12 protein-coding genes are annotated in these 12017 nt (G+C 69.2%); all 12 read left to right on the forward strand.

What is annotated here, in order from left to right; genetic code table 11:
* The first annotated feature begins 82 nt into the window (after window positions 1–82).
* The 12 genes from C9F11_RS27850 (at window position 83) to atpD (ending at window position 12002) form a co-directional block, all read left to right on the forward strand.
* Window positions 83–730, forward strand: coding sequence for an L-threonylcarbamoyladenylate synthase (locus C9F11_RS27850; RefSeq protein WP_138961826.1), 648 nt, complete (start codon window positions 83–85; stop codon window positions 728–730).
* A 71-nt stretch (window positions 731–801) separates the two neighbouring features.
* Entirely contained in the window at window positions 802–1425 is a 624-nt protein-coding gene (locus C9F11_RS27855; protein ID WP_138967093.1) for a protein-tyrosine-phosphatase, read from the forward strand.
* A gap of 243 nt (window positions 1426–1668) precedes the next feature.
* Window positions 1669–2943 carry a serine hydroxymethyltransferase gene (glyA, locus tag C9F11_RS27860; RefSeq protein WP_138961827.1) on the forward strand — a complete coding sequence of 425 codons (1275 nt, stop codon included), beginning with the start codon at window positions 1669–1671 and terminating at the stop codon, window positions 2941–2943.
* Window positions 2944–3045: 102 nt separating this feature from the next.
* Window positions 3046–4416: an MraY family glycosyltransferase gene (locus tag C9F11_RS27865; RefSeq protein ID WP_212767838.1), complete on the forward strand. Its 1371-nt coding sequence runs from the start codon at window positions 3046–3048 to the stop codon at window positions 4414–4416.
* A 261-nt stretch (window positions 4417–4677) separates the two neighbouring features.
* Window positions 4678–5139 (forward strand): hypothetical protein, encoded by a 462-nt coding sequence (locus tag C9F11_RS27870; RefSeq protein WP_138961829.1) that lies wholly within the window; start codon window positions 4678–4680, stop codon window positions 5137–5139.
* Between the two features lie 276 nt (window positions 5140–5415).
* A complete protein-coding gene (gene atpB / locus C9F11_RS27875; RefSeq protein ID WP_138967095.1) occupies window positions 5416–6186 on the forward strand; it encodes a F0F1 ATP synthase subunit A in 771 nt (256 codons plus the stop codon).
* 76 nt (window positions 6187–6262) lie between these two features.
* A complete protein-coding gene (gene atpE, locus C9F11_RS27880; protein ID WP_138961830.1) occupies window positions 6263–6499 on the forward strand; it encodes an ATP synthase F0 subunit C in 237 nt (78 codons plus the stop codon).
* A 36-nt stretch (window positions 6500–6535) separates the two neighbouring features.
* Window positions 6536–7093, forward strand: a complete 558-nt coding sequence (locus tag C9F11_RS27885) for a F0F1 ATP synthase subunit B (RefSeq protein WP_030685168.1) — start codon at window positions 6536–6538, stop codon at window positions 7091–7093.
* Window positions 7090–7911 carry a F0F1 ATP synthase subunit delta gene (locus C9F11_RS27890; protein WP_138961831.1) on the forward strand — a complete coding sequence of 274 codons (822 nt, stop codon included), beginning with the start codon at window positions 7090–7092 and terminating at the stop codon, window positions 7909–7911. Before C9F11_RS27885 ends, C9F11_RS27890 begins: the two co-directional genes overlap by 4 nt.
* 124 nt (window positions 7912–8035) lie before the next feature.
* Window positions 8036–9628, forward strand: a complete 1593-nt coding sequence (gene atpA / locus C9F11_RS27895; RefSeq protein ID WP_138961832.1) for a F0F1 ATP synthase subunit alpha — start codon at window positions 8036–8038, stop codon at window positions 9626–9628.
* 20 nt (window positions 9629–9648) lie between these two features.
* On the forward strand, window positions 9649–10566 hold the full coding sequence (locus tag C9F11_RS27900; protein ID WP_138961833.1) for a F0F1 ATP synthase subunit gamma: 918 nt from the start codon (window positions 9649–9651) through the stop codon (window positions 10564–10566).
* On the forward strand, window positions 10566–12002 hold the full coding sequence (gene atpD, locus C9F11_RS27905; RefSeq protein WP_138961834.1) for a F0F1 ATP synthase subunit beta: 1437 nt from the start codon (window positions 10566–10568) through the stop codon (window positions 12000–12002). Before C9F11_RS27900 ends, atpD begins: the two co-directional genes overlap by 1 nt.
* Window positions 12003–12017 lie beyond the last annotated feature (15 nt).

The raw sequence follows: 12017 nt of genomic DNA on the forward strand, positions 1-12017 counted from the left end.
GTACGTGACCGGCGCCGAGGCGCCGGCCGCGTACGAGCACGACGAGTACGTGGACCAGTACGTGTACGAGGAGGCCCGCTAGATGGCACGGCGATACGACACCAACGACGCGACCGACCGTACGACCGGTCTGCGCGAGGCCGCGTCCGCCGTCCGCCGCGGCGAACTGGTGGTGCTGCCGACGGACACGGTGTACGGCGTGGGCGCGGACGCCTTCAGCCCGGAAGCCGTCGCCGACCTCCTCGACGCCAAGGGGCGCGGGCGGAACATGCCGACGCCCGTGCTCATCGGCTCCCCGAACACCCTCCACGGCCTCGTCACGGACTTCTCCGAGTCCGCCTGGGAGCTCGTCGACGCCTTCTGGCCCGGAGCCCTCACCCTCGTCGCCAAGCAGCAGCCCTCGCTCCAGTGGGACCTCGGGGACACCCGGGGCACCGTCGCCATCCGCATGCCGCTGCACCCCGTCGCGATCGAGCTCCTCACCGAGGTCGGCCCCATGGCGGTGTCCTCGGCGAACCTCACCGGACACCCGGCGCCCGAGGACTGCGACGCCGCCCAGGAGATGCTGGGCGACTCCATCTCCGTCTACCTGGACGGCGGCCCCACCCCCGGCATCGTCCCGTCCTCCATCGTGGACGTCACCGGCAAGGTCCCCGTCCTGCTGCGGGCCGGAGCGCTCGACGCGGACGAGCTCCGCAAGGTCGTACCCGACCTCGAGGTGGCCAATTGACAGCCCCTGAGACGGGGCGTGGCATAGCGGGCCTCCCGGGCTTCCCGGACCCCGTCGGGGCCGAGGGGGGCCTGCGCTCCCTGAAGGCCCCCGGCACCTTCCGCATCCTCCACGTCAGCACCGGCAACGTCTGCCGCTCGCCGATCACCGAGCGGCTCACCCGGCATGCCCTCGCCGACCGGCTCGGCGACCCCGGCACCGGCGGGCTCATCGTGGAGAGCGCGGGCACCTGGGGCCACGAGGGCGCGCCCATGGAGACCCACGCCGAGACGGTCCTCGCCGACTTCGGGGCGGACGCCACCGGCTTCGTGGGCCGCGAGCTCCTCGACGACCACGTCATCCGGGCCGACCTCGTCCTCACCGCGACCCGGGACCACCGGGCCCAGGTCATCTCCATGGGGCACTCGGCCGGGCTGCGGACGTTCACCCTGAAGGAGTTCACCCGGCTGGTGCGGGCCATAGACCCCGCGACGCTGCCGGACCCGGAGGGGGCCGACGGCGTGGTCGAGCGTGCCCGCGCCCTGGTGCGGGCCGCGGCCGCGCTGCGCGGGTGGCTGCTCGCCCCCAACGTGGAGGCCGACGAGGTCTACGACCCCTACGGCGCGCCCCTGCCCTTCTTCCGCTCCGTGGGCGGCGAGATCCAGCAGGCCCTGGACCCGGTGGTCACAGCCCTGACGGGCGTCCCCCAGGCGTAGGCCTTCGCGGGGCGCCCCTGACCCGCCCCTTCCCGATCCGGGGACTGCCGCCCCCGCGCCCCCGCCCCTCTCGGCGCTCCGCGCCTCGTCCTCAAACGCCGGACGGGCTGAAAGATCCAGCCTCTCCGGCGTTTGAGGAGCGGGGTCTGGGGCGGAGCCCCAGGAAGCGGGAAGGGGCGGGTCAGGGGCGCCCCGCGAGGGCACCGCCGCGCACATCACGCCGGGCGCGCCTACATTGGACAGATGACGACGGCCAGCCCGAGGCGCCCCGCCGCCCCCGCGGCGTACGCCGCGCTGCGCCGCCAGGACCCCGAGCTCGCGGAGGTCCTGCTCGGCGAGACGACCCGGCAGTCCGCCTCGCTCCAGCTCATCGCCGCCGAGAACTTCACCTCGGAGGCCGTCCTGACGGCCCTGGGCTCCCCGCTGGCGAACAAGTACGCCGAGGGCTACCCCGGCGCCCGCCACCACGGCGGCTGCGAGTTCGTGGACGTCGCGGAGCGCCTCGCCGTGGACCGCGCCAAGGCCCTCTTCGGCGCCGAGCACGCCAACGTGCAGGCACACTCGGGCTCGTCCGCCGTCCTCGCCGCCTACGCCGCACTCCTGCGCCCGGGGGACACGGTCCTCGCGATGGGTCTCCCGTACGGAGGACACCTCACCCACGGCTCGCCCTCGAACTTCTCGGGCAGGTGGTTCGACTTCGTCGGCTACGGCCTCGACCCGGAGACCGGCCTCATCGACTACGCGCAGGTGCGCGCCCTGGCCCGCGAGAGGCGGCCGAAGGCCGTCGTGTGCGGCTCCATCGCCTATCCGCGCCACATCGACTACGCCGCCTTCCGCGAGGTCGCCGACGACGTGGGCGCCCATCTGATCGCCGACGCCGCGCACCCCATCGGCCTGGTCGCGGGCGGCGCGGCGCCCAGCCCGGTGCCGTACGCGGACGTCGTGTGCGCCACCACCCACAAGGTGCTCCGCGGCCCGCGCGGTGGCTTGATCCTGTGCGGCGCGGGCCTCGCCGAGCGGATCGACCGGGCGGTGTTCCCGTTCACCCAGGGCGGCGCCCAGATGCACACCATCGCCGCCAAGGCGGTGGCCTTCGGCGAGGCGGCGACCCCCGCCTACACCGCGTACGCCCATCAAGTCGTGGCGAACGCACGGGTGTTGGCGGAGGCCCTGGCGGGGGAGGGGTTCACCGTCAGCACCGGCGGCACGGACACCCACCTGGTGCTCGCCGACCCCGCCCCGCACGGCGTGGACGCCCGGACGGCCCGGGGGCGGCTCGCCGCGGCGGGGCTGGTTCTGGACACCTGCGCGCTGCCCCACGGCGACGGCCGCGGCCTGCGCCTGGGCACGGCGGCCGTCACCACCCAGGGGATGCGGGAGGCGGAGATGGCACGCGTCGCCGCGCTGTTCGCGGCGGCCGTCCGGGAGGAGGACGACGTCAGGGCGGCGGTCCGGGACCTCGCGGGCCGGTTTCCCCCCTATCCGGGCCGGGGAAGCGGCGGGATCACGGCGCTGTAGCGGAGTTGTGCAACGATCGTCGCTACCCGGAAGTGCCCAACCTTATGCGCGCGAAGCTAGGGTGTGGTGCTGAGATGGCCAGCGATACCTGTGGGGAAGCCCGTGCGTGAATATCTGCTGACGCTCTGCATCACGGCCGCGGTGACCTATCTGCTGACCGGCCCGGTGCGGAAGTTCGCGATCGTGGCCGGTGCCATGCCGGAGATCCGCGCGCGCGACGTGCACCGGGAGCCGACGCCCCGGCTCGGCGGTATCGCGATGTTCTTCGGCCTGTGCGCGGGCCTCCTGGTGGCCGACCACCTGCCCAACCTCAACGAGGTGTTCACGAAGTCGAACGAGCCGCGCGCGCTGCTGTCCGGCGCCGCCCTGATCTGGCTCATCGGCGTCCTGGACGACAAGTTCGAGATCGACGCGCTGATCAAGCTCGGCGGCCAGATGATCGCCGCGGGCGTCATGGTCGTACAGGGTCTGACGATCCTGTGGCTGCCCATCCCGGGCTACGGCACGGTCTCGCTGACCCAGTGGCAGGGCACCCTCCTGACGGTCGCCCTCGTCGTCATCACCATCAACGCCGTGAACTTCGTCGACGGCCTGGACGGCCTCGCCGCGGGCATGGTGTGCATCGCCGCCACCGCGTTCTTCATGTACGCGTACCGCATCTGGTACGGCTACGGCATCGAGGCCGCCGCCCCCGCGACCCTCTTCGCGGCCATCCTGATGGGCATGTGCCTCGGCTTCCTGCCGCACAACATGCACCCGGCCAGGATCTTCATGGGCGACTCGGGCTCCATGCTCATCGGGCTCGTGCTCGCCGCCGGTGCCATCTCCATCACCGGGCAGGTCGACCCGGACGCGATGAAGCTGAACCTCGGCGGCAGCGCCCGCGACGCCACGCACGCGATGCTCCCGGTCTTCATCCCGCTCCTGATGCCGCTCACGATCATCGCGATCCCGTTCGGCGACCTGGTGCTGGCCATCGCGCGCCGCACCTGGAAGGGCCAGTCGCCGTTCGCCGCCGACCGGGGCCATCTGCACCACCGGCTCCTGGACGTCGGGCACTCGCACAGCCGCGCGGTGCTGATCATGTACTTCTGGTCGGCCCTCATCGCGTTCGGCACCGTCGCGTACTCGGTCCACTCGACGAACATGTGGATCCTGCTCCTGATCGTCGCCCTCAGCGCCGTGGGCCTGGTGCTGCTCCTGCTGCCCCGCTTCACCCCGCACGCGCCCCGCTGGGCGGAGAACTTCGTGCCGCCGAGGTACCGGGGCGGGCGCTCCTCCGCGGCCGGTGCAGAGGCCGCTGAGCGCGCCGAGGGGGCCACCGGGGCGGAGGCGTACGGGGCGGACGGGACGGACGGGCCCGGCGAGGCTTCCGAAGGCCGGCCGACCGTCGGCGCGGGCGTCAACGGAGCGACCGCGCTCGGCACCCGCCCGCGCTTCCTGGACCGGCGCAAGGCGGGGTCGTCACGTTGACGCCGACCGGCAAAGCCGCCCTTTAGCAGACAAAGTGACGGCTCGAATGCACAGACGCGCGGATTACTTCTCATGTGTGACAGCGAGCACACCGGACAGGTAAAGACCTCATCAAATAGTTTGTGATACGGTTCACGAGACCCGGCGACAGAGCCGAAGGACCGTAGTGCGACGGTCCATTGGCCCGAGGACCCCGCTCGGACCGGGTCTACGCTCGTCCATGACGACACCCTGCCCCCATCAGTAAGCGGAGTTGCCGCCATGCCGTCTCAAGACACCCGGACTCTCCTGCAGTCCGCCGTCCCCACTGCCGCCGTCGGTGCGATCACCGCCGTGGTCAGTGGTGTGGTCGCGGGCGGCAAGGGGGCGCTCGGCGCCGTCATCGGCACGGCTGTGGTCATCGCCTTCATGGGGCTCGGCCTGTTCGTCCTGCAGCGGACGGCAAAATCGCTTCCGCAGCTCTTCCAGGCGATGGGCATGATGCTCTACGTCGCGCAGCTGCTGTTGCTTCTCATCTTCGTGGGCCTGTTCAAGGACACCACCGCGTTCAACCCGAAGTCCTTCGCGCTCGCTCTCGTCATCGCCACCGTCGCCTGGATGGCGTCGCAGGCTCGCGCGCACATGAAGGCCAAGATCCTCTACGTCGAACCCGAACCCGAACCTTCCTCGGTTGCCGCCTCCCAGAAGAGCGACAAGCCGGAGAAGCCGGGGTCGGAGACGTGAGAGGTAGGGCCGGGATAAATGCCCGTTCGAGATGCTGCTATCGTCCGGTGCCAACTGCGGCACTGCAGGCGCGGGCATCTGAGCTGACGCCTGCACCATCGCGAGGCTCGATGCCTGACCGCCGCTCACACTTCCGAAACACCAGTCCGGTGCCGATCCGCGGCCGCGTGCCGCGCCGACTCGACAACGAGGTTGCCGTACCCATGCTTCACGCCGAAGGAGCCCGCGGTGAGTGCTGAACAAACTGAGCTCGCCTTTGACTGGAGCTGTCGGATCATGTCCGACAACGGCTGTGGCTTCCCGGCCCCGGGCCTGCACTCGTTCCTCTTCAAGCCGATCTTCGAGGTCGGTGGGTTCGAGTTCAACAAGGTGATGCTGCTCGCGCTGATCACGACCCTGGTCGTCATCACCTTCTTCTACGCCGCGTTCGGCAAGGCCAAGGTCGTGCCGGGCAAGCTCCAGATGATCGGCGAGGCGGGTTACGACTTCGTCCGCCGCGGGATCGTCTACGAGACCCTCGGCAAGAAGGAGGGCGAGAAGTACGTCCCCCTCATGGTCTCGATGTTCTTCTTCATCTGGATCATGAACATCTGGTCCGTGGTCCCGCTCTCGCAGTTCCCGGTCTCGTCGGTCTTCGCGTACCCGGTCGTGCTCGCGGTCATCACGTACCTGATCTGGGTGCCGCTGACCTTCAAGCGCCACGGCTTCGTGGGTGGTTGGAAGAACATCACCGGCTACGACAACTCGCTCGGCCCGATCAAGTGGCTGGTGTCGTTCATCGAGTTCTTCTCGAACCTGCTGGTGCGTCCCTTCACGCACTCCGTGCGACTCTTCGCCAACATGTTCGCCGGTCACCTGATGCTGGTGATGTTCACCGTCGCCTCCTGGTACCTGCTGAACAGCTGGATGATCCCGGCCGCCGGCGTCTCCTTCGTGATGACGGTCGCCATGATCTGCTTCGAACTCTTCGTGCAGGCCGTCCAGGCGTACGTCTTCGTGCTCCTCGCCTGCACCTACATCCAGGGCGCTGTCGCCGAGCACCACTGACACCACCCGCCCCGCAAGCCCCCAGACGCCCGGTGGCCAACCCCCACCGGTCCAAGAAAGAGAAGGAAGAGACAGCATGTCCGCTGTTCAGCTCGCCGCAGAGGTTTCCGGCTCCCTCGGTTCGATCGGCTACGGCCTCTCCGCGATCGGCCCCGGCATCGGCGTCGGCATCGTCTTCGGTAAGGGCACCGAGGCCCTGGCCCGTCAGCCCGAGGCCGCCGGTCTGATCCGTGCCAACCAGATCCTGGGCTTCGCCTTCTGTGAGGCGCTCGCCCTCATCGGCATCGTTATGCCGTTCGTGTTCGGTCAGTAATTACTAACCGACACGTTTTCGACGAAAGGCACTGATGTGATCGCCAACCTGGTTCAGCTGGCGGCCGAGGAGAAGCAGAACCCGCTTATTCCTCCGGGCCCCGAGCTGCTTGTCGGCGCCATTGCCTTCGCCATCGTTTTCTTCTTCTTCTGGAAGAAGCTCCTCCCGAACATCAACAAGGTTCTGGAAGAGCGCCGGGAGGCGATCGAAGGCGGTATCGAGAAGGCCGAGGCCGCCCAGACCGAGGCCCAGAGCGTTCTTGAGCAGTACAAGGCTCAGCTCGCCGAGGCACGGCACGAGGCCGCGCGACTGCGCCAGGAGGCGCAGGAGCAGGGCGCCCAGCTCATCGCCGAGATGCGGGCCGAGGGCCAGCGGCAGCGCGAGGAGATCGTCGCCGCCGGTCACTCCCAGATCGAGGCCGACCGCAAGGCCGCCGCGCAGGCGCTGCGTCAGGACGTGGGCCAGCTGGCCACCGAACTGGCCGGCAAGCTCGTCGGCGAGTCCCTCGAGGACCACGCCCGCCAGAGCCGCACCATCGACCGCTTCCTCGACGAGCTCGACGAGAAGGCGACGAAGGCCGAGGCGACTCGATGACAGCGCATGGAGCGAGCCGCGAGGCGCTGGGCGCCGCGCGCGAGCGCCTCGACGCGCTGACGGACAACACCGCGGTGGACGCGGGGCGGCTCGCGGACGAGCTGGCCGCCGTCACCGCGCTGCTCGACCGGGAGGTCTCGCTGCGTCGGGTCCTGACCGACCCGGCGCAGGCCGGCGAGGCCAAGGCCGAGCTGGCCGGGCGCCTGCTCGGCGGCAAGGTCGGCGGCGAGACCGCTGACCTGGTGGCCGGCATGGTCCGCTCCCGCTGGTCCGCCTCGCGCGACCTGGTGGACGCCCTCGAGGAGCTGGCGGACGTCGCCGACCTGACCGCCGCGCAGAAGTCCGGCGCGCTGGACACGGTCGAGGACGAGCTGTTCCGCTTCGGCCGGATCGTCGCCTCCAGCACCGAGCTGCGGGCGGCCCTGACCGACCGCGCCGCCACCGCCACGGCCAAGAGCGAGCTGCTGCGCAGCCTGCTCGGTGGCAAGGCGGCAGTGACCACGGAGCGTCTCGTCGAGCGCCTTGTGACCGTGCCCCGTGGACGTAGCCTGGAAGCGGGACTCGAGTCCCTCTCCAAGCTGGCCGCGGACCGCCGGGAGCGCATGGTCGCCGTCGTCACGTCGGCCGTTCCGCTGTCGGACCCGCAGAAGCAGCGGCTCGGCGCGGCGCTCGCCAAGATCTACGGGCGTCAGATGCACCTGAACCTCGACGTGGACCCCGAGGTCCTCGGCGGGATCCGGGTGCAGGTGGGCGACGAAGTCATCAACGGCTCCATCGCGGACCGCATCGAGGACGCGCACCGCCGCATGGCGGGCTAGCAACTCAACAAGCAAGACCGAACGGCCCGAGTTGGGCCGTGCAGAGGATTCACCTCTTCCTGGGGGGAGTCCCCATCCCCCCCAAGTGAAACTTCGGGCCCAACAAGGAGAGCAGGGAACCCAGATGGCGGAGCTCACGATCCGGCCGGAGGAGATCCGGGACGCGCTGGAGAACTTTGTCCAGGCGTACAAGCCGGACGCGGCCTCGCGCGAGGAGGTCGGTACGGTCACCCTGGCCGGCGATGGCATCGCGAAGGTCGAGGGCCTGCCCTCGGCCATGGCCAACGAACTGCTGAAGTTCGAGGACGGCACGCTCGGTCTCGCGCTGAACCTGGAAGAGCGCGAGATCGGTTCGATCGTTCTCGGTGAGTTCAGCGGCATCGAGGAGGGTCAGTCGGTGCAGCGCACCGGCGAGGTCCTGTCGGTCGCGGTGGGCGAGGGCTACCTCGGCCGCGTCGTCGACCCGCTCGGCCAGCCGATCGACGGCCTCGGCGAGATCGAGACCAGCGGGCGTCGCGCCCTTGAGCTGCAGGCCCCCACGGTCATGGAGCGCAAGTCGGTGCACGAGCCGATGGAGACGGGCTACAAGGCCGTCGACGCGATGACCCCGATCGGCCGTGGCCAGCGTCAGCTGATCATCGGTGACCGCCAGACCGGCAAGACCGCCCTGGCCGTCGACACGATCATCAACCAGCGCGACAACTGGCGCTCGGGTGACGTGAACAAGCAGGTCCGCTGCATCTACGTCGCCATCGGTCAGAAGGGCTCGACCATCGCCTCCGTGCGTGGCGCCCTCGAAGAGGCCGGCGCGCTGGAGTACACGACCATCGTCGCCGCCCCGGCGTCCGACCCGGCGGGCTTCAAGTACCTGGCCCCCTACACCGGTTCGGCCATCGGCCAGCAGTGGATGTACGAGGGCAAGCACGTCCTCATCATCTTCGACGACCTCTCGAAGCAGGCCGACGCCTACCGCGCCGTGTCCCTGCTGCTCCGCCGCCCGCCGGGGCGCGAGGCCTACCCGGGCGACGTCTTCTACCTGCACTCCCGCCTCCTCGAGCGCTGCGCGAAGCTCTCGGACGAGATGGGCAAGGGCTCGATGACCGGTCTGCCGATCGTCGAGACCAAGGCGAACGACGTGTCGGCGTTCATCCCGACCAACGTCATCTCCATCACCGACGGCCAGTGCTTCCTGGAGTCGGACCTGTTCAACGCCGGTCAGCGCCCCGCCCTGAACGTCGGCATCTCCGTCTCCCGAGTCGGTGGTTCCGCGCAGCACAAGGCGATCCGCCAGGTCTCCGGCCGACTGCGCGTCGACCTCGCCCAGTTCCGTGAGCTGGAGGCGTTCGCCGCCTTCGGTTCCGACCTGGACGCCGCGTCGAAGGCGCAGCTGGAGCGCGGCCAGCGCATGGTCGAGCTGCTGAAGCAGGCCCAGTACCAGCCGATGGCCACCGAGGACCAGGTCGTCTCCATCTGGGCCGGCACCACCGGCAAGATGGACGACGTGCCCGTCGTCGACATCCGCCGCTTCGAGAAGGAGCTGCTGGACTACCTGCACCGCAAGGAGCAGGGCCTCCTCACCTCCATCAAGGAGGGCGCGAAGATGTCCGACGACACGATCACGGCCATCGGTGACGCCGTCGCCGCGTTCAAGAAGCAGTTCGAGACCTCGGACGGCAAGCTTCTCGGCGAGGACGCTCCTGCCGCTGCCGGCAAGTGACGACGGAAGGGACCTGACTCATGGGAGCCCAGCTCCGGGTCTACAAGCGTCGCATCAAATCCGTCTCGGCGACCAAGAAGATCACCAAGGCGATGGAGATGATCGCCGCCTCGCGCGTCGTCAAGGCGCAGCGCAAGGTGGCGGCCTCCACGCCGTACGCGACCGAGCTCACCCGCGCGGTCACGGCTGTCGGTACCGGTTCGAACACCCAGCACCCGCTGACGACGGAGGCGGAGACGGCGACGCGTGCCGCCGTGCTGCTCCTGACCAGCGACCGCGGTCTGGCCGGCGCCTTCAACTCCAACTCCATCAAGGCCGCGCAGCAGCTGACCGCGCGCCTTGAGGCCGAGGGCAAGGAGGTCGACACGTACATCGTCGGCCGCCGTGGTGTGGCCTACTACAACTTCCGCGAGCACAAGATCGCGAAGCAGTGGACCGGCTTCACCGACCAGCCCGAGTACGCGGACGCCAAGACGGTCGCGGCCCCGCTGATCGAGGCCATCGAGAAGGACACGGCGGAGGGCGGCGTGGACGAGCTCCACATCGTCTACACCGAGTTCGTCTCGATGACGACGCAGACGGCGGTGAACGGCCGGCTGCTGCCGCTCAGCCTCGACACGGTGGCGGAGGAGTCGAACGCGAAGAACGAGATCCTTCCGCTGTACGACTTCGAGCCGTCGGCGGAGGACGTCCTCGACGCCCTCCTGCCGCGCTACGTCGAGAGCCGCATCTACAACGCGCTGCTGCAGTCGGCTGCCTCCAAGCACGCCGCCACGCGCCGCGCGATGAAGTCGGCGACCGACAACGCCGGGGACCTGATCCAGAATCTGTCCCGGCTTGCCAACGCGGCCCGCCAGGCCGAAATCACCCAGGAAATCAGCGAGATCGTCGGTGGCGCCAGCGCCCTGGCCGACGCGAACGCGGGGAGTGACAAGTAATGACGACCACTGTTGAGACCGCGACGGCCACGGGCCGCGTCGCCCGGGTCATCGGCCCGGTCGTCGACGTGGAGTTCCCCGTCGACGCCATGCCGGACATCTACAACGCCCTTCACGTCGAGGTGGCCGACCCGGCCAAGGACGGCGAGAAGAAGACGCTGACGCTCGAGGTCGCCCAGCACCTCGGTGACGGCCTCGTCCGCGCCATCTCGATGCAGCCCACCGACGGCCTGGTCCGCCAGGCCCCGGTGACCGATACCGGTGCCTCCATCACGGTGCCCGTGGGCGACTTCACCAAGGGCAAGGTGTTCAACACCCTCGGTGAGGTGCTGAACGTCGACGAGCAGTACACGGGCGAGCGCTGGGGCATCCACCGCAAGGCTCCGAACTTCGACGAGCTCGAGTCGAAGACCGAGATGTTCGAGACCGGCGTCAAGGTCATCGACCTCCTCACCCCGTACGTCAAGGGTGGAAAGATCGGTCTGTTCGGCGGCGCCGGCGTCGGCAAGACGGTGCTCATCCAGGAGATGATCTACCGCGTCGCCAACAACCACGACGGTGTCTCCGTGTTCGCCGGTGTCGGCGAGCGCACCCGTGAGGGCAACGACCTCATCGAGGAGATGTCGGACTCGGGCGTCATCGACAAGACCGCCCTCGTCTTCGGCCAGATGGACGAGCCCCCGGGCACCCGTCTGCGCGTGGCCCTCGCCGGTCTGACCATGGCGGAGTACTTCCGCGATGTGCAGAAGCAGGACGTGCTGTTCTTCATCGACAACATCTTCCGCTTCACCCAGGCCGGTTCCGAGGTCTCCACGCTGCTCGGCCGCATGCCGTCCGCCGTGGGTTACCAGCCGAACCTGGCCGACGAGATGGGTCTCCTCCAGGAGCGCATCACGTCGACCCGTGGTCACTCGATCACCTCGATGCAGGCGATCTACGTCCCCGCGGACGACCTGACCGACCCGGCCCCGGCCACCACGTTCGCCCACCTCGACGCGACGACGGTTCTCTCCCGTCCGATCTCCGAGAAGGGCATCTACCCGGCCGTGGACCCGCTGGACTCCACGTCCCGCATCCTGGACCCGCGGTACATCGCGCAGGACCACTACGACACCGCCATGCGGGTCAAGAACATCCTGCAGAAGTACAAGGACCTCCAGGACATGATCGCCATCCTCGGCATCGACGAGCTCGGCGAGGAGGACAAGCTGGTCGTCTCCCGCGCCCGTCGCGTGGAGCGCTTCCTGTCCCAGAACACCCACGTCGCCAAGCAGTTCACCGGCGTCGACGGTTCGGACGTGCCCCTCGACGAGTCGATCGCGGCCTTCAACGCGATCTGCGACGGCGAGTACGACCACTTCCCCGAGCAGGCGTTCTTCATGTGCGGTGGCCTCGAGGACCTCAAGGCCAACGCCAAGGAGCTCGGCGTCTCCTGAGTCCGGGTGACTCTC

The organism is Streptomyces sp. YIM 121038 (genome assembly GCF_006088715.1).
Taxonomy (GTDB): domain Bacteria; phylum Actinomycetota; class Actinomycetes; order Streptomycetales; family Streptomycetaceae; genus Streptomyces.